Origin of the sequence: Hydrogenophaga sp. 70-12 (assembly GCF_001897365.1) — a bacterium.
Classification (GTDB): Bacteria; Pseudomonadota; Gammaproteobacteria; order Burkholderiales; family Burkholderiaceae_C; genus Hydrogenophaga; species Hydrogenophaga borbori.
Map to the genome: position 1 here is coordinate 1 of NZ_MKSS01000086.1, position 18,039 is coordinate 18,039.

15 protein-coding genes are annotated in these 18,039 nt (G+C 64.2%); 12 read left to right on the top strand and 3 right to left on the bottom strand.

All coding sequences use genetic code 11. The features are described 5' to 3' along the window. The first annotated feature begins 102 nt into the window (after nt 1-102). The 12 genes from BGO22_RS05565 (at nt 103) to BGO22_RS05620 (ending at nt 11,310) form a co-directional block, all read left to right on the top strand. A complete protein-coding gene (locus BGO22_RS05565) occupies nt 103-1,161 on the top strand; it encodes an ArsJ-associated glyceraldehyde-3-phosphate dehydrogenase (RefSeq protein ID WP_286849570.1) in 1,059 nt (352 codons plus the stop codon). A gap of 13 nt (nt 1,162-1,174) precedes the next feature. Next, nucleotides 1,175-2,431 (top strand): organoarsenical effux MFS transporter ArsJ, encoded by a 1,257-nt coding sequence (gene arsJ, locus BGO22_RS05570; protein WP_286849572.1) that lies wholly within the window; start codon nt 1,175-1,177, stop codon nt 2,429-2,431. Between the two features lie 10 nt (nt 2,432-2,441). After that, nucleotides 2,442-2,774 (top strand): ArsR/SmtB family transcription factor, encoded by a 333-nt coding sequence (locus tag BGO22_RS05575; RefSeq protein WP_286849574.1) that lies wholly within the window; start codon nt 2,442-2,444, stop codon nt 2,772-2,774. Between the two features lie 10 nt (nt 2,775-2,784). Beyond that, on the top strand, nt 2,785-3,303 hold the full coding sequence (locus BGO22_RS05580; RefSeq protein ID WP_286849576.1) for an arsenate reductase ArsC: 519 nt from the start codon (nt 2,785-2,787) through the stop codon (nt 3,301-3,303). After that, nucleotides 3,303-4,340 (top strand): ACR3 family arsenite efflux transporter, encoded by a 1,038-nt coding sequence (gene arsB, locus BGO22_RS05585; protein WP_166231377.1) that lies wholly within the window; start codon nt 3,303-3,305, stop codon nt 4,338-4,340. The genes BGO22_RS05580 and arsB overlap by 1 nt, the downstream gene beginning before the upstream one ends. Beyond that, nucleotides 4,337-4,762, top strand: a complete 426-nt coding sequence (arsC, locus tag BGO22_RS05590) for an arsenate reductase (glutaredoxin) (RefSeq protein WP_166228559.1) — start codon at nt 4,337-4,339, stop codon at nt 4,760-4,762. Before arsB ends, arsC begins: the two co-directional genes overlap by 4 nt. A 96-nt stretch (nt 4,763-4,858) precedes the next feature. After that, nucleotides 4,859-5,185 (top strand): ArsR/SmtB family transcription factor, encoded by a 327-nt coding sequence (locus BGO22_RS05595; RefSeq protein ID WP_166231374.1) that lies wholly within the window; start codon nt 4,859-4,861, stop codon nt 5,183-5,185. Between the two features lie 76 nt (nt 5,186-5,261). Next, complete coding sequence (locus BGO22_RS05600; protein WP_286849582.1) at nt 5,262-6,728, top strand: NAD(P)-binding domain-containing protein; 1,467 nt, start codon at nt 5,262-5,264, stop codon at nt 6,726-6,728. Then, nucleotides 6,721-7,938 (top strand): MFS transporter, encoded by a 1,218-nt coding sequence (locus BGO22_RS05605; RefSeq protein ID WP_353744343.1) that lies wholly within the window; start codon nt 6,721-6,723, stop codon nt 7,936-7,938. The genes BGO22_RS05600 and BGO22_RS05605 overlap by 8 nt, the downstream gene beginning before the upstream one ends. A gap of 52 nt (nt 7,939-7,990) precedes the next feature. Continuing rightward, on the top strand, nt 7,991-8,695 hold the full coding sequence (gene arsH / locus BGO22_RS05610) for an arsenical resistance protein ArsH (protein ID WP_286849584.1): 705 nt from the start codon (nt 7,991-7,993) through the stop codon (nt 8,693-8,695). Between the two features lie 258 nt (nt 8,696-8,953). Continuing rightward, on the top strand, nt 8,954-10,435 hold the full coding sequence (locus BGO22_RS05615; RefSeq protein ID WP_286849586.1) for a SulP family inorganic anion transporter: 1,482 nt from the start codon (nt 8,954-8,956) through the stop codon (nt 10,433-10,435). A gap of 29 nt (nt 10,436-10,464) precedes the next feature. Next, nucleotides 10,465-11,310: a universal stress protein gene (locus BGO22_RS05620; RefSeq protein ID WP_286849587.1), complete on the top strand. Its 846-nt coding sequence runs from the start codon at nt 10,465-10,467 to the stop codon at nt 11,308-11,310. Nucleotides 11,311-11,611: 301 nt separating this feature from the next. On the opposite strand, the gene BGO22_RS05625 is transcribed toward BGO22_RS05620, so the two are convergent. Genes BGO22_RS05625 through BGO22_RS05635 form a run of 3 tightly spaced genes read right to left on the bottom strand, consistent with a single transcriptional unit; the run spans nt 11,612 to nt 17,448 of the window. Continuing rightward, nucleotides 11,612-12,433, bottom strand: a complete 822-nt coding sequence (locus BGO22_RS05625; RefSeq protein ID WP_286849590.1) for a hypothetical protein — start codon at nt 12,431-12,433, stop codon at nt 11,612-11,614. Further along, nucleotides 12,423-15,287, bottom strand: coding sequence for a site-specific integrase (locus BGO22_RS05630; RefSeq protein WP_286849592.1), 2,865 nt, complete (start codon nt 15,285-15,287; stop codon nt 12,423-12,425). The genes BGO22_RS05625 and BGO22_RS05630 overlap by 11 nt, the downstream gene beginning before the upstream one ends. Nucleotides 15,288-15,300: 13 nt before the next feature. Beyond that, nucleotides 15,301-17,448, bottom strand: coding sequence for a hypothetical protein (locus BGO22_RS05635; RefSeq protein WP_286849593.1), 2,148 nt, complete (start codon nt 17,446-17,448; stop codon nt 15,301-15,303). Nucleotides 17,449-18,039: the final 591 nt, after the last annotated feature.

Genomic DNA, 18,039 nt, shown 5'->3' on the forward strand with positions numbered 1-18,039 from the left:
CATTGCCCGCTCGTTGATCAAGATTCGACACCTGGATTTTCGGGCACACAAGGGCAATGCCGTACTCGTTTGTGGCTCTACTACGGTGAAATATCCGGGCTAATGAGAGTGGGCATCAACGGCATGGGCCGCATCGGGCGGCTGGCGCTGCGCGCGGCCATGGGCGCGGCCGAACGGCCAGCGGACGATCCGCGCGCCGGCAACCGCCTGGAGGTGGTGCACCTTAACGAGACCAAGGGCGGCGCCGCGGCCACCGCCCACCTGCTGGCCTTTGACACGGTGCAAGGCCGCTGGCGCGCCGACATCGCGGCCGAGGGCGATGACACGGTCCGCATCGACGACCATCGACTGCGCTTCACCAGCCACGCCACCCCGGCCGACATCCCCTGGGGCGATCTCGGCGTGGACCTGGCGCTCGAATGCACCGGCAAGTTCCTCACGCCCGAAACCATCCAGGGACACCTGGACCGCGGTGCGAAGCGCGTCATCGTGGCCGCGCCGGTGAAGGTGGCCCATGATCCGGCTTCGGTGCTCAACATCGTGGTCGGCGTGAACCACGATCTGTACGACCCGGCGAAACACCGCATCGTCACCGCCGCGAGTTGCACCACCAACTGCCTGGCGCCGGTGGTGAAGGTGGTGCACGAGGCGATCGGCATCCGCCACGGGCAGATCACCACCATCCACGACCCGACCAACACCAACGTGGTGGTCGACGCGCCCCACAAGGACCTGCGCCGCGCGCGCAGCGCCATGGCCAGCCTGGCACCCACCACCACCGGCAGTGCCACCGCCATCGCGCTCATCTATCCCGAACTCAAGGGCAAGCTCAACGGCCACGCGGTGCGCGCGCCGGTGCTCAACGCCTCGCTCACCGACTGCGTGTTCGAGCTGCAGCGTGCCACCACGGCCGACGAGGTGAACGCGTTGTTCGAGGCGGCGGCCAGAAGCGGCCCGCTGCAGGGCATCCTGGGCTACGAGACGCGCCCGCTGGTGAGCGCCGATTACGCGCGCGACACGCGATCGAGTATCGTCGATGCGCCGTCCACGATGGTGACCGACGGCACGCTGCTCAAGGTGTACGCCTGGTACGACAACGAGATGGGCTACGCCTGCCGCATGGTGGACCTGGCCTGCCACCTCGGCGCCGTCGGCCTCTGACGCGCTGCCCGACATGTACGCCGCCGTCCGCCACTACGCCATCGTTACCGCCGCCTACTGGGGCTTCACGCTCACCGACGGCGCGCTGCGCATGCTGGTGCTGCTGCACTTTTATCGTCTGGGCTATTCGCCGTTCACGCTGGCCTTCCTGTTCCTGCTGTACGAAGCGGCGGGCGTGCTGGCCAACCTCATCGGCGGCTGGCTGGCCACGCGATACGGCATCACGCGCATGCTCACCGTGGGCCTGTCCACGCAGATCGTCGGCTTCACGTTGCTGTCGTTCCTCAACCCCGCATGGACAGCGGCCGCGTCGGTGGCCTGGGTGGTGCTCGCGCAGGGCGTGTGCGGCGTCGCCAAGGACCTCACCAAGACGGCCAGCAAGTCGGCCATCAAGGTCACGAGCGCGCAGGCGAAGGAAGGCGGGGGCAGCAACAGCCAGCTCTTCAAATGGGTGGCCTGGTTCACCGGCAGCAAGAACGCGATGAAGGGCGTGGGCTTCTTCCTCGGCGGCCTGCTGCTCGAAGCGCTGGGTTTCCGGCACGCGCTGTGGCTCATGGCCGCGGCGCTCGCGCTGGTGCTGATCGGCGTGATCGCTTCACTGCCCACGATGATGGGCAAGAGCGAGGCCTCAAAGTCGGCGAAGGAACTGTTCGCCAAGAACCCCGGCATCAACGCGCTGGCCGCAGCCCGTGTGGCCTTGTTCGGCGCGCGCGACGTGTGGTTCGTGGTCGGCGTGCCGGTGTTCCTCTATTCACAGGGTTGGACCTTCACCATGGTGGGCGGATTCCTGGCGGCCTGGACCATCGGCTACGGCGCGGTGCAGGCGCTGGCACCGCAGATCGTTCACCGCAGTACGGATGGCCTGAGCCGTGAGGTGCCCGCGGCGCGCACCTGGTCGGCCGCGCTGGCGCTGGTGCCGGCGGCATTGGCGGCGGCGGTGTTCGCGGGCGCGCCGCACCTGCAGTGGGTGGTGGTGGCAGGTCTGGCCGTGTTCGGCTTTGCCTTCGCGGTCAATTCCTCGGTGCACTCCTACCTGGTGCTGGCCTACGCGGGCAGCGAGAAGGCGGCCGAGGACGTGGGCTTCTACTACGCGGCCAATGCACTGGGCCGCTTCTTCGGCACGCTGATGTCGGGGCTGCTCTACCAGTGGGGTGGCCTCATGTGGACGCTGGCCGGGTCGGCGCTGATGCTGGCTGCGTGCTGGCTGATCACGCTGCGTCTGCCCGTGAACGCCGCGCCTTCGCCCGCCGTCTCGCGCGCGGGCACCTGAGGAGACCGCCATGGACGAAACCGATGCCGTTCAAGCACTCGCCGCGCTGGCCCAGGTCACGCGATTGCGGACCTTTCGCGCGCTGGTGCAGGCCGGGCCCGAGGGGCTCACGCCCACGGCGCTGGCCGAGCGGCTCGACGCGACGCCGACCACGCTCTCCTTTCACCTCAAGGAGCTGCACCGCGCCGGCCTGATCACGCAGGAGCGCGACGGCCGCCACCTGATCTACCGCGCCGGCTTCGCCCACATGAACGCCCTGCTGGGCTACCTCACCGAGCATTGCTGCGAAGGGCAGCCGTGTGAGGTCAGCGCCGGCATCAACGCCACCTGCACCACGTGCTGAAAGGAGCACCATGGAAAACCGGCCCTACAACGTCCTGTTCATCTGCACCGGCAACTCGGCGCGCAGCCTCATGGCCGAGGCGGTGCTCAACCAGCTGGGCCAAGGCCGCTTTCGCGCCTTCAGCGCGGGCAGCCAGCCCGCGGGCCGACCGCACCCCATGGCGCTCGAACTGCTGCAGCGCAACCGCTACGACACGTCCGCGCTTCGCAGCAAGAGCTGGGACGAGTTCGCGCAACCCGGCGCGCCCGAGATGGACTTCGTGCTCACCGTGTGCGACAAGGCCGCGGGCGAGGTCTGCCCGCTCTGGCCCGGGCAGCCGATCTCCGCGCACTGGGGCGTGGAAGACCCGGCCGCCGCCACCGGCCCCGAGGACAAGCGCCGCCAGGCCTTCAACGATGCGCTGCTGGTGCTGAGCCGACGCATCGCCATCTTCCTGGCATTGCCGCTGGACAAACTCGATCGTCTGGCGCTGCAAAGGGAGCTCGGCCGCATCGGCCTCAGCGGAAAACCCGCCGGAGCGGCTGCATGATGGGCTTGTTCGAGCGCTGGCTGAGCCTCTGGGTGGCGCTGGCCATCGTCGCCGGGGTGGCGCTCGGTACGGCGACGCCAGGCTGGTTTGCGGTGCTGGCGTCGGTGGAGTACGCGCATGTGAACCTCGTGGTTGCCGTGCTCATCTGGGTGATGATCTATCCGATGATGGTGCAGATCGACTGGAGCGCTGTGCGCGACGTCGGTCGTCGCCCGCAGGGCCTCGTGCTCACGCTGGTCATCAACTGGCTCATCAAGCCCTTCACGATGGCGGCGCTCGGTGTGCTGTTCTTCAAGTACCTGTTCGCGCCCTGGGTCGACCCGCAATCGGCCAGCGAGTACATCGCCGGCATGATCCTGCTCGGCGTGGCGCCGTGCACGGCCATGGTGTTCGTGTGGAGCCAGCTGGTGCGTGGCGACCCGAACTACACCCTGGTGCAGGTGTCGGTGAACGATCTTGTGATGGTGGTGGCCTTCGCGCCCATCGCCGCCTTCCTGCTTGGTGTGACGGACGTGACCGTGCCCTGGTCCACGCTGCTGCTGTCGACCGTGCTCTATGTGGTGCTGCCGCTGGTGGCCGGCGTCTTCACGCGGGCGCGACTCCTCGCCCAAGGGCCCGAAGCCTTGCCGCGCCTCACGGCACGCCTCAAGCCCTGGTCCATCGCCGGCTTGCTGGGCACGGTGGTGCTGCTGTTCGGATTCCAGGCCGACACCATCCTCGCGCAACCTGGCGTCATCGCCCTGATCGCGGTGCCGCTGCTGATCCAGACCTACGGCATCTTCTTTCTCGGCTGGTGGGGCGCGCGCTGGCTCAGGCTGCCGCACGAGGTGGCCGGCCCGGCCTGCCTGATCGGCACCTCCAACTTCTTCGAGCTCGCTGTGGCGGTGGCCATCTCGCTGTTCGGGCTGCACTCGGGCGCGGCCCTGGCGACCGTGGTGGGGGTGCTGGTGGAGGTGCCGGTGATGTTGTCGCTGGTGGCGCTGGTGAACCGTTGGCGGCCGGGCCTAGGGGGTGAAGCTGCGAAGGGCGTGTCATGAGTGACTACCGCATTTATCACAACCCGGGCTGTGGCACGTCGCGCAATGTGCTCGCGCTCATGCGGCACTGCGGCATCGAGCCCGAGGTCATCGAGTACCTGAAAACACCGCCCTCGCGCGAAGAGCTCGTGGCCCTGTTGCAAAGCATGGGCATGTCGGTGCGCGAGATCCTGCGCCAGCGCGGCACTCCGTATGACGAGCTGCGCCTGGGCGAGGCCCACTGGAGCGATGACCAACTGCTGGATTTCGTCGGCCAGCACCCGATCCTGATGAACCGACCCGTCGTGGTCTCGCCGCTGGGCACACGCTTGTGCCGGCCTTCCGAATATGTGCTCGACCTGCTGCCGCCGCCCCCAGCGCAGGCTTTCCGCAAGGAAGATGGCGAGCCGGTGCTGGACGCAAGCGGCAAGCGGGTCACCTGAAGGTCCCTCCACCCTTGGTGCAACCCATGCCGGTTGACAGCCGATATTTATTCGTTAAACTACGAACAACGAATTTTCTACCTGTCCGCCTTTTCGATGTCTAGACTCCCTGATATCTCCTGTGGCCCCTGCGTCGAGGCGAGCCCGCCCGACGAACTCGAAGCCGAGGAGTTGGCCGTGCTGTGCAAGGCGCTGGCGCATCCGGCGCGTGTGAAGCTGATGCAGTACCTGGCGCAGCAGGGCACTTGCTACTTTGGCAGCCTCGCCGACGTCGTGGGGCTCGCCCCTTCCACCACGTCCCAGCATGTCAAGGTGTTGAAGGAGTCCGGGCTCTTGCTGGGTTCGGCCGAAGAGCAGCGCACCTGTTATTGCGTCAATCCGGATCGCCTGGCGATCCTCAAACGACTGGTTATGGCGCTCTGAAGAGGGCGTCTCTCTTTTTTGCTCTCATTTTCGTACATCTACGAACGACGAAATAGTCAACACGAAAGGAATCACCATGACGAATGCCCAAGTCACGACAGCCGTTTCGCCATTGCCCGTAGCCGTGATCGGTGCGGGTCCCGTCGGTCTGGCGGCGGCAGCCCACCTACACAAACGGGGTCTGCCGTTCGTGCTTTTCGAGGGCGCTGATCGCATCGCCGATCACTTGGCAAGCGTCGCGCACGTCCGTTTGTTCTCGCCCTGGCGGTTCAACGTCGATGCGAGCGCGCGCGAGTTGCTTGCTCAGGCGGGCATCGAAGTGCCCTCGGATGAACAACTCCCCACGGCGGGAGAACTCATCGAGCAGTACCTTCGCCCGCTGAGCGAGTTGCCCGCCATCGCCAGCCAGCTGCACCTGTCGCATCGCGTGCTCGACATCACCCGGCGGGGGCACGACAAGGTGAGGAGCCAGGGACGGCAGGAGGCCCCGTTCCTCTTGCGCGTGGCCACGCCCGCGGGCGAGCACGAATGGCAAGCCCGGGCCATCGTCGATGCGACGGGCACCTGGGGGCAGCCCAATCCGTTGGGTGTGCATGGCTTGCCCGCTCGGGGCGAGCACGCGGCACAAGCTCGCATTGCCCACGGCATGCCGGACATCCTCGGCGCTGAACGACGCCGCTACGCAGGCAAACGCACCCTAGTGGTCGGCGCCGGTCACTCGGCGGCCGGCAACCTGTTGGCACTGACGGCGCTGGCCCGGCAGGCGCCTGGCACGCAGGCGGTGTGGGCGGTGCGTGGCACGGACCTTCGGCGACTCTACGGCGGGGCGCGGCTCGATGGTTTGAGTGCAAGAGGGACCTTGGGGCAACGCCTGCGCGAGGAAGTGGAGCAAGGCGCCATCGAGTTGCACCTGGGCTTCGGCATCGCCGACATCACGCTCAGCGAACAGGGCCTGCTGGTGAAGGCCGTGGACGATGCGCGCGCGCCGATCGAGGCGATCGACCAGTTGATCGCCGCCACGGGTTCGCGGCCGGACCTTTCGCTCACCCGCGAGTTGCGCGTGCGGCTTGATCCCTGGCTGGAAAGCACCGATGCGCTGGCGCCGCTCATTGACCCCAACGAACACAGTTGCGGCACGGTGCGTCCCCACGGTCATCGGGAACTGGCACACCAGCATGAGCCGGGTTACTACGCGATCGGTGCCAAGAGCTACGGACGAGCACCCAACTTCCTGCTGGCCACCGGGTACGAGCAGGCACGCTCGGTCGCAGCGGCATTGGCTGGCGACCTCGCGGCCGCAGATGATGTTCGACTCGAACTGCCTCAAACAGGGGTGTGCTCCACCGATCTGAGGCCCCAGAGCTCGGGCGCTGCAAGCGCCGCAGCATCGCCGGGCTGCTGCGGCGGGCCACCTCAAGTCGACACAACGGCCTGCTGTGTGCGGGATGAGCTTGCCAAGGTGGGCACGGGTCGGGGCTGCGGTTGCGGCACTGCCACCGACAAGTCCGTGCGTGTGACGCAAGGCGCCGATCAAGGTGTCTGAGGCAGGGGGTCTTCGCCGGGAAACACTGCGCCTGGGAGCCAGCCAGACGCTGGCCTGGGCATCGAGCTACTACTTGCCCGCAACGCTGGCGGAACCGATGGCGCGCTCGCTCGGCATGGGTGTACCGACGGTGTTCGCTGCATTTTCAGGCGCCTTGCTCGTTGCCGCGCTGATCGGCCCGGTGGCGGGCAGGGCGATCGACCGGCGTGGCGGGCGATCGGTGCTCATGTGGTCAAACGGGGTGTTCGCCCTTGGCCTGTCGAGCCTGGCCGCGGCGCAGGGGGCTATTGGGCTGTTTCTTGCCTGGGCGCTCATCGGTGTCGCCATGGGCATGGGCTTGTACGAGGCGGCCTTTGCAAGCCTGGTGCGCGCACGCGGCGCGCAGGCGCGATCGGCGATCACCCAGGTGACGCTGATCGCCGGTTTTGCCAGCACCGTCGGTTGGCCGCTCACGACCTGGCTCGCCAGCCAATGGGATTGGCGCACGGCGGTACTGGCCTGGGCCGCACTTCACTTGCTGCTGGGACTTCCCCTCAATGCCGGCCTGCGAAGGCATTCTGTTGCGCCCGAGCGTTCCGTCACGGGCGCTGTGCACACCACGATTGCACCGTCTCATGGTTCACAAGTATCCATACGCCTGGCGCTCGCCGTGGCCATGGGGTTTGCGATCTCGGCGTTCATCGGTACGGCCATGGCAGCGCACCTGCCATCGATGCTCAAGACAGCGGGCGCCAGTGCCGCACTGGCCGTGACGGCCGCCGCCCTGCTGGGCCCGGCACAGGTGGCGGCGCGACTGATGGAATCCTTGTTGCAGCGTCATGGTTCGGTGCTTGTGGTGGCCTGCGTGGCGGCTGCCTTGCACCCGCTGGCCGCCCTGGCGCTGATGGTGCTGGGTCCGATGGCGGCCATCCCCTTCGCGATCTTGCACGGAGCTGGCAACGGCCTCATGACCATCGTCACTGGCGCACTGCCGCTGGCCGTCTTCGGATCCAGGGGCTATGGTGAACGTCAGGGTTGGCTCATGGCGCCGGCGCGCATGGCTCAGGCCCTGGCGCCCTGGGCGTTTGCGGGGCTGCTGGCGCCCTTGGGGGTTCACGCCCTGGTGGTCACCGCCGTGGGTGGGCTCCTGACGTTTGCCTTGTTCAGCAGCATCGCCGTGGGCCGTTCGCGGGAATCTCGCCTCGTTGCCCAGACTCAACAGAACACCTGAAGCCACCTATCGTCACGCCATGTCCCCTGATCACTCGCCTTCCCTCGAAGACATGCCCCAACTGCACGGCGCCAGCTTCCGGCCGCTGGATCCCGAGCGGCTGTTCCCGGCAGAACGCTCGACACACGCCCCGCGAATCCTTCTGATGTACGGGTCGGCACGTCCGCGATCGTTCAGCCGACTGGTCACCCTGGAGGCCGAACGCATCCTCATCGCACTGGGTGCGCAGACGCGCGTCTTTCATCCGCATGGGCTGCCGCTGCCCGACGATGCACCGGAGTCCCACCCCAAGGTTCAGGAACTTCGCGAGGCGGTGCAGTGGGCCGAGGGGATGGTGTGGTGCTCGCCCGAGCGCCACGGCGCGATGACCGCCATCATGAAAGCCCAGATCGACTGGATTCCGCTTGCCATGGGGGCCATCCGCCCGACGCAGGGCAAGACGCTGGCGGTCATGCAGGTCAGCGGAGGTTCCCAGTCGTTCAATGCTGTGAACCAGATGCGTGTCCTCGGACGCTGGATGCGGATGATCACCATCCCGAACCAATCGTCCGTTGCCAAGGCCTGGCAGGAGTTCGGGGACGATGACCGAATGAGGCCTTCGCCCTATCACGACAGGGTGGTGGACGTGATGGAGGAACTGCTCAAGTTCACGTGGCTTACACGAGATGTGTCGCCGTACCTCGTGGATCGCTACAGCGAACGCAAGGAGTCGGCCGAGGATCTCGCCAGGCGCACCAATCTCACGGCCAGCGTGTAGTGGACGGGCGTGCTGGGTAGCCCCATACTCCGCTACTGTTAGAATGCTGCGGTGCAGCAGAAACTGAAGAGCCTCATCCTGAAGCCGCTGGCCTACCGCGGCGCGGGCTTGCCCCGCGGCTATTTCTGCTCGGTCACACCGCCCTGAGATGACATGGCGCGCTGCTGCGCCGCCGCTCTCGCCTCTGACCGAACCGCGCGGTCGCTCCCCCGATTTCCGTTGATCCTGCCGTCGCCCCGCTGCGATGGCCGTTTGCCCATGACGCTTCAAACCCTGCGCCAGGACTGGTTGTCCAACGTGCGCAACGACCTGCTGGCCGGTCTGGTCGTTGCCCTGGCCCTCATTCCCGAAGCCATCGCCTTTTCCATCATCGCGGGCGTCGACCCCAAAGTCGGCCTCTACGCCTCGTTCTCGATCGCCACCATCATTGCCTTCACCGGCGGACGCCCGGGCATGATCTCCGCTGCCACCGGCGCCATGGCGCTGCTGATGGTGACGCTGGTGAAGAACCACGGCCTTGAATACCTGCTGGCCGCCACCGTGCTCACGGGCGTGCTGCAGGTCATCGCCGGCTGGGTGCGCCTGGGGGCGTTGATGCGCTTCGTCTCGCGCTCGGTGGTCACGGGCTTCGTGAACGCGCTGGCGATCCTGATCTTCCTGGCCCAGTTACCGGAACTCACCAACGTCACCTGGCACGTCTACGCCATGACGGCGGCTGGCCTGGCCATCATCTATGGCCTGCCCTACCTCACCAAGGCCGTCCCGTCGCCGCTGGTGACCATCGTGGTGCTGACCGCGGTGGCCATCGCGCTGGACCTGGACATCCGCACCGTAGGCGACATGGGCGCCCTCCCGGACAGCCTGCCGGTATTCCTGATTCCGAACGTGCCGCTGAACTGGGAGACGCTGGCGATCATCTTCCCGTACTCGCTCACGCTGATGGTGGTGGGCCTGCTCGAGTCGTTGATGACGGCCACCATCGTGGATGACCTCACCGACACCAAGAGCGACAAAAATCGCGAGTGCGTCGGACAAGGCGTGGCCAATATCGCCACCGGCTTCATCGGCGGCATGGCGGGCTGCGCCATGATCGGCCAGTCGGTCATCAACGTGAAGTCGGGTGGCCGCGGTCGCCTGTCCACCCTGGCGGCGGGCATCTTTCTGCTGCTGATGGTGGTGTTCCTCGGTGACTGGGTGGCCAGGATTCCCATGGCCGCGCTGGTGGCCGTGATGATCATGGTCTCCATCGGCACCTTCAACTGGGGCTCCATCAAGGGCCTGCGCGAGCACCCCAAAAGCTCCAGCGTGGTGATGCTGGCCACCGTGGTGGTGACGGTGGCCACGCACGACCTCGCCAAAGGCGTGCTCACCGGCGTGCTGTTGTCTGGCTTCTTCTTCGCCCACAAGGTCGGCCAGATCCTGCGCGTGCGCTCGCACAGCGGTGACGAAGGCCGCACCCGCACCTACGAGGTCATCGGCCAGGTGTTCTTCGCCAGCGCCGACCGCTTCACCAACGCCTTCGACTACAAGGAAGTCATCGACAAGGTGCGCATCGATGTGAGCCGCGCCCACTTCTGGGACATCACCGCCGTGAGCGCGCTAGACAAGGCCGTGCTCAAGTTCCGTCGCGAAGGCACCGAGGTCGAGGTGATCGGCCTGAACGAAGCCAGCGCGACCATGGTGGACAGGTTCGGCGTCCACGACAAGGATGGCGCCGAAGACCTGCTGATGGGCCACTGAAGGAGCACAGCGATGAACGACGACAGAAAATGCTGGCCTGTGTGGACCAGTCGGCCTACGGGCAAAGCGTGAGTGATGCGGCCACCTGGGCCGCACGGCGCCTGCAGGCGCCCATGGAGTTGCTGCACGTGATCGATCGCCATCCGCGGCTTGCGTCCGGCCAGGACCACAGCGGTGCCATCGGGCTCGATGCGCAAGAGAGTCTGCTCAAGCAATTGAGCGATGAGGACGAGGCCCGTACGCGCGCCGCGCGCGAGGCGGGGCGCGCCTACCTCAACGGCCTGCGCGAACGCGCGCTGGCCGCCGGCGCCTTCGTGGTTGATGTGCGGCAACGCCACGGCAGCCTGGACACCACGCTCGCCGAGCTGCAGGACGGTGTGCGCCTGTTCGTGCTCGGACGGCGCGGCGCGTCGGCACAAGATACCCAGCGCGATCTCGGTCGCCAGCTTGAATGGGTGGTGCGCTCGGTGTCAAAGCCGGTGCTGGCGGTGCCACAGACCTTTCAGGCCCCCAGCCGCGTGCTGTTCGCGTTCGACGGCTCGGCCGTGACCCGCCAGGGCGTGCGGATGATTGCCGCGAGTCCGTTGCTCAAGGGCCTGCCGGTCCACCTGCTGATGGCAGGCAAGGCGCAGGCGCAAGGCCCACGGCAGATCGAGGAAGCGCGCCAGGCACTGGAGGCAGTGGGCTTCAGCGTGACCACCGACATCCAGCCTGGCGATCCGGAGACCGCGATCGCCAGCGTCATGCGTTCATTGCAATGTGACCTGCTCGTCATGGGTGTCTACAGCCACTCGCCCTGGCGCAGTCTGTTCATGGGCAGCAAGACCACCGATCTCCTGCGCTCGGCCGCCGCGCCCACGCTGTTATTGCGCTGAGCCGCCTGCAGGCCAGTTAGGCACTGCGGAAATCCTCGCTACCCACCGAATCCGCAGTCGCTTCAAGCGCTCCAGTAGGCTCTGTCTGTCGTTTCGCGCAGCAGCAATGAGCTACTGCCGGTCGCGATGACACTGGGCCAAGGTCACGGCGTAGAACCAATGCGCTCCAACTTGCCGATGAGCGAATGTCCTCGAACAGACGTGGATGCGGCGCGCAACTCAAGCTTGATGCTCAGGCGCCCTCGGGAAACTAACGCTGCTGCGGCCACCAATGTCTGCCGCTTTCAACTGACCGCTTACCTCATCCCGATGACACCTCTCGTGCAGGTGCGCCAAGCAGCGTTCGACCCTTCCCCCTGGCAATGGCGACAAGCATCTCGAGTGGCGTTCTCGAATGTGCGTGCTGAACCAGGCGGGCGGATTCCTCGCGGGTCAGATCCACTAAGCGAAGAAGCAGCCTTCCTCCGCTGGGTTGCATGGGGGTAGACGTGATCAGGTGAAGCAAGAACCCCATGCGATTCAGAGAAGGTATTCCGCGGATCGCGCACGGCTGGCTCCAGACTGGGATGTCAGACGCTCCGCGGTCCGCCAGCTCGAAGCGCTCTCCATCAATTTCCACCTTCTCCATGGAAGGCGGCAGTACCGCTTCTGTCGCTCGCGAGATATCGTCTGCCGTCGCGATCGGCACGAGTCCCCTCGTCGGATCGTTGGTCATGCGCCTCGCGGCTGTGGAAACTACGGGACGATCAATGATTGCGATCTCGTGATCCTGACATATTGCGCGCAAGCGAAGCCGCCACTCCGCCACTTCCTTCGCGAAGACCTCATCTCCCGATAGGCAAATATTGCCCTCGAGGAGCATGGGCATCAAGGATTGCTGTGCGACCTCTCGGCAGACCAGCTCAACGCTCAGCGCTCCTTCCTGAGTGGTAAAGCGGAAGTCAAGACAGGTGAAAAACAGCTCACCTTGCCTTTGGATCATGGCGGCAAGTTGATCCACCCACAGTCTCGCAGCTTCTGCCTGCTGCTCTGCGGTTGAGCCAGCTACGATCTCGGAGTCGTAGAGGGGACGATGCACCGCAATTGTCTCATTGCGAAGCGCGCGCTTCATCTCACGCGACATTGCGCTGCTCCCGCAACAGTTCCGACTTGAGATATGCACCAAGGAACAGCCCGGCAAATCCCTGCATCGAATGGGCGCTGCCATCGTGATCGGCATCCACAGAGCCTTGGGCACCCCTTGAACGAACCGACAAGTACATGGGTGGCCGGCCTCCGCGCAATGTCATCGCGCGAAGCTGCACATCGATGCCAAGCTCATGACGAATTTTGGCGAGCGCGTGCCTGGCGTTGCGCTGGGTGTCGGCTGTGTCGCTCACGTAGTGAAGATGCAGCGACGACAGGTTCATGCCGCTCGCGCGGATGACGCGCACCAAGGCGATGAAGGCTGGATCTGCGACGTCCACAGGCAGGTAGGTGTCGCAACCCATGGATTCAAGAACGTAGTCGCCTGCGTTCACAACGTCATCGTCGCTCGCATGGCGATCCAGGTAGGCCATCAAGCGTTGCCACTTTTCTGAAAGCGCCGCCCGCATCACCGGCGCCCAGTGATTCGTCACGAGCCATGCCGCCTTGTTCTTCTCCAGCCTGCGGGGGGACACCACCGCATGAGCAGAACGACTCACCAGCCAGAGCTCCTGAAGTACACGAGCCCAGTCTGCGGCGCCTATACCGGCAAGCCTCGCGATGTCCAGCGCACGCTGATCCGCGTTCTGGGTTGAGCTCGCCAACATCACCAAGCACTGCAGGAGAACCCGCGTTGTCAGCTCACGCGGGCGATAGCCGGTCAGGGGCGATATCGGTTCCTGAAGCGAAATGCCAAACACCTCGTCGGCACCGCGCAGTGGCAACTGCGTGGCGTATGCCTGAATCTCCTTCAAGAGCAGATGTTGACCATCTCCATCACCAGCCTTCGCGCCAGCACGCGAAAGCTTCTTTCGCAGATTAGCATCCAACCTATGAAGATGTGATTTCACTGATGCATGGCTGCGAGCAGTCCAGGCAGCTACGGACTGCGTGCGAATCAGACCATCTTCGATCAGTTGCTGATCAACCCGCACGCGAATGCCCTGGCCAAACTGATGGGTGTACGTCGTGAACATCAAGTCGTTGCCCGCGTGGCCGAGCGCGTTGGCGCGCTGGTCAAACGGATTCTCGAGTAGTGAACCAAGGGTGCAAAAGTTCGCTTCGTTGCCGAAGGTCACCCAGGAGTGGCGTAGGTCGTGTGGCACCGAGCGCAAATCGCCGGTGGCGCACTTCAGAAGAACCGATGTCCACATGCGGACTTCGCTCTCGCACCAGATTGCGCCCGGCTGGTGCGGGTCGGCGAACAGCAGATCGTTACGCTCGGCGAGCTGCGCGTTGAGCTGTTGGCGCGCCTCTGGAGGCAGCTCCAATGGGCGCGCAGGATCTTCGGCCTGCAAGGTCATGTCCAACCCATGACGGCTGGCAAGGTACTCCACCAAGTAGCGGATCACGCGGGGATCTTTCGTCGACGTGAGTCGACGACCCTCCTTGGTTTTGACCCTGGGGTCTGAGCGCGTCGGATTCACGGCCACCTGCAGCCGATCCTCGACGAAACAGAAGTTCTCAAGGCGCAAGCGCAGCGCTTCGCCCATGCGAAAGCCACACTCTTTGACCAGACCAAGAAGCAAGCGTGTCATCGTGAGCGCCGGGCCCTGCTCGCCCCGGCTGATGTGCTCGTCCACCCAGTCCATTGCGCGACTGCATTCGTGCGGGAAGATGACTTGTGCACGCACCGCGATGGAGCCAGATCGCTTCTGAACTCGCTGCAGCTGCGCGGGCTCAATAACCTCCTGGGTAACGAGCAGGTCAAGGATCGCTTGACCCACCGCGCGTACAGACGGTTTGTTCGAATCCTCGACGCTGGCGTGTACGTCCTCGATGCGTCGAACCAGTTCCTTGACGTCGAGGTTCACAAGATCCATGTCCTGCACAGCGACGAACAGCCGCTTGGCTGCACCCGAAAAATATCGGCTGATGCTGGACATGGCGAGGTGGTGCTCATGTACCCAGTTCAAGGCCACCAAGTGCAGCGTCCTTGGCCAGTGGTGCGAATCTCCCATCCGAAGGTGCAGGGCCCTGAGATCACGTGAGACAGCGGCGCGAGCTTCGGTTGTGCCGCTCCCCGCGTGGGTGGCCCGTACGATGTCATCCACCAGATCGGCGGCGCGATCCCGTTCTGTGGTCGATCCACTTGCCGAGCCTTTGGCATGCAGCGGGTGTCGTAGGCGAGCCTGCGCAAGCTTCACCTCATTGATTGCCAGAGCCTCCTCGGTCTCCAGGTCGATATCCCGTGTTACGAGTGCGAGCTGCGTTGCTTCTCGGGCAGCCGCGCTTGGATCGAGCGCCGACATCCTGATCTGACCGACAACATGTCCGCGCAGCGCACCAGGCAAGTAGGTGACGGCATGGACCTGCGCACTCGCAAGCAGTCCCTCCCAGTGCCTGGGCAGGTTTCGCTTCTCGGGGTGCTGATCCATTGCCGATAGCAGTTCGGCAATGGACTCCTCCAGGGACTGCCATGCGACCACTTCGCTGGTAGCGATGTGGGTGAAGTCGCTGATCGTGCGCTCGTCGTAAACGGGCCGGGTTGCGACGCTGGGTGGGGTCACGTCGTCCACGTGTTCGTCGGGCGGTGGTGGAACAACCCATCGAATTGATGGTCGATCCTGGTAGCGATGAACTTTCTGCAGGGCGGCATACGCATGCGGCAAGTCTTCTGCTCGCACAACCATGTCGAATCCCACGAGGCAGCCCAGCGCGAGCGCGCTTGGTGAAAGAAGGGGAGAGGCCTCCAGCAGGAAGGCTTGGAAGTGCTTCAGGGACCGTGGCGATCCCAAGACCAGTGAGGCATTCAGATGGCTGCGCTGGTGTCGCTTGTTGTTTGTGCTCATGGCGTACACCTGCTCAAGCCTTGCGCAGCCCGGTGGCCATGCCCAACCCCAGCATTGCGATTTGCTGCGTTTGCAGCGTCCCCACTTCATTGGTCAGCAGGGCGATGCTGACGTCGGCGTACACGGAGGTTGGGCTGTTGCCGGCGACCATGTGACGCATGAAAAGATCAATCGCCTTGTCCGAGCAGCCCGAGCGGTGCAGGTGGTTGCACCAGTAGTGGCGGCCGACGTTGTCCTTGCAGCGCAGCAAGGGCGGCAGAACGTCCCAGGTTGTCTTGCTGTTGGCAGGCCTCACGCCATTCTTGTAAATGCGAAACAGCGCCGGGACGCGTTTGTGCTGCACCACCTGGGCAAGATGCGCCATCACTTCGGCACCAACGGTGGTCTTGCCTGCCTGGGGATCGCGCTGGTAGCGGCCGAGCAATGCATCGCAGTGGGCGTACCAGTTTCCGAGCAGATCGCGCACCAACGGTGTCAGGACGGCGAATCGACTGCCGGTTTTGGCCGGATCTGATTTGTCCGTCAGTGTGAGCATCTCGACGTCTGCCAATGCCGAGTCTGCGTTCAGCTCATACTCGGTTGACAAGCGCAGGCCCAACAAGAAAGACAGGGCCATGGCGGTGAAGTCCGCGTAGGCGTTGTGAAAGTCGATGACGGTTGACAATGACATGCGCCTGCCTTTCGGGCAGCCGTCCACGCGCTGAACGTAGTGGCCCCAGATGGCCTGCAGCGAATGATCGCGGAGAAGGAATGGAGAGCCGCAAGCCCGTCCAGGCTCGGGCTGTTGAGGCTCGGTGGACCAACCTTCGCCCGCAAGAAACTTGCACCAGTCAGCGACGAGTTCGTCGTTGTCAACGCGCACGTACCAAGGCCGAGCGTGTCCCACCTGGTCCAGTCGCAGCATCGAGTTGGCCCTGTGCATGGCCTTCATGCCTGATTCCCTGGCCTGCGTCGGAAAGGTGTTTCGGGCGCGAGCGGCGGTCGGCGTGAACCCACGGGCATCTGGCTCCTGAACAGAAATGGCCGACGCACCTGCCGTGACTTGATGATCGCGGTCGACCTGGGGGAGGATGTCGACGACGCGAATCACCGACTGCCAGGCATCGGCCGCCATGCGAGTTGATCTTGCGAGGTCACGAAGGGGTGACAGGAGCTCGACGGGCCAAGGCACGAAGTAGCTCGCCTGAACGGCCAGATAGATCTGGCCCGGGTCTACGTCCCAATGCTCACGGTCCACGAGGTGGTTGATCGCGACGTGCAGGCCGCCGCGCTTCAGATCCAGCGTGAGCAACTCGCCGTGCAGCGCCTCTTCACCGATCGCCAGCGTCATGGCGCCACGAGCGCTCAATCCTGTGAGCAGAGAGATGGCCTCGACGATGGCGCCAGGCGACTGCACCGCCAAGCGCGAGCGCAAGTCGTCTTGGTAAGTGGCCATTTGAGGCGGCGTCAACTGGCGGTGGTTGCGTACACCTGAGCGATCCTTGACGTTGGCGCTTAGCGCGGTGGCACGGATATGGGTCTTGTGCTCCTCCCCAACCTCGGACAATCTGAAGTGGGTGAGCACTCGCATGCCGAGGCGCTGGGCCACGATGGCTTGCAGTCGCTTGACCTTTCCTGCGAAGGCCTTGCGCCAGTATTTGCCGACGCCCAGGGCGCGAAGATCGGCTGCCGTCTCTGGTCCTTCGTGACCAGGCGCGGGAATCTTCTTCAGGTCGCGTCGTAGCAGCTTTAGGTAGTCCACCTGCAGGCGTCGGCCTTGCGCCAGTGCCAAGGCAAGCTCTGCACCGAGCGCGACAGGGATCTCAAGGCAGCGGGGATCCAGCTCTGTGCACAGCGCCCAACTCCCGTGAGTACCCAAGCGCCCGGTCATGTGCGCGAGCGGCGTTCCATCCAGTGGGATCAGGCGCTTGGCGTATGCGGCCAATTGGCTCGCCAGTTCGAATTGGCGGACCTCCGCGTCGCGATAAAATTCGTGTTCACGAGCGAAGGCCACTAGTGCGCCAGCCATGGCGTACATTGCCTTGCTGAAATTTGGCTGATCGGGCGGTACATCAATGCAACCGAGCAGCCGTTTGGCAAACCCATCGAGTTCGGACGGCAGGCCTGCAAAGAATTCGTCTTGTGGACTGGGTATGGCTTTCAGGAATCCAGGGTGTGACACGTTGGGATCTCGCGACTGTTGTTTGTCGCTTACCTAATCCCTGCCTATCAGAAGATTCGAACCGCGACGACTCATTAGCTGTCGCGTGAAATCCATCACGGTCAAATCTGGATGCCTTGCAAGGGATCTGCGCGCGTCAGCTTTTTTCAGAGTACCGGGAAAAGTGCGGGTTGTCGCAAATTGAAAAATGCGATGTACTCGCTTTGTGCGTTAACGATATCTCTTTTGCAATCAACAGCTTACGAGCATCGCCGCCTGTCTGGATGACCCCTCCATACTTGATTCGTTGTTATTACAATTTCCGGCAAAATCCGCACATTCATGCGGATTGTGAGAATTTGTTAATGGCCGTTGTGGTTTTGCGACGGAGGCGGCGACTGAGGGCAATAACCTACGCTGATGTGGGGCTATTGCGGTATCGACCTTCGTCCGCCACTTAGGTGGGCTATGGTCAGACTAATCAAGCGTATCGCTGGGGTAGCCGCCAAGGTTTTTGCGGCGAGTTTGTGACAGCCGAAGTGTTGTGGTCATCGACAGGCACTATTTGATGTCACAAGCGAGATGAGGCAAGTCGTTGATCTGATTGAACAA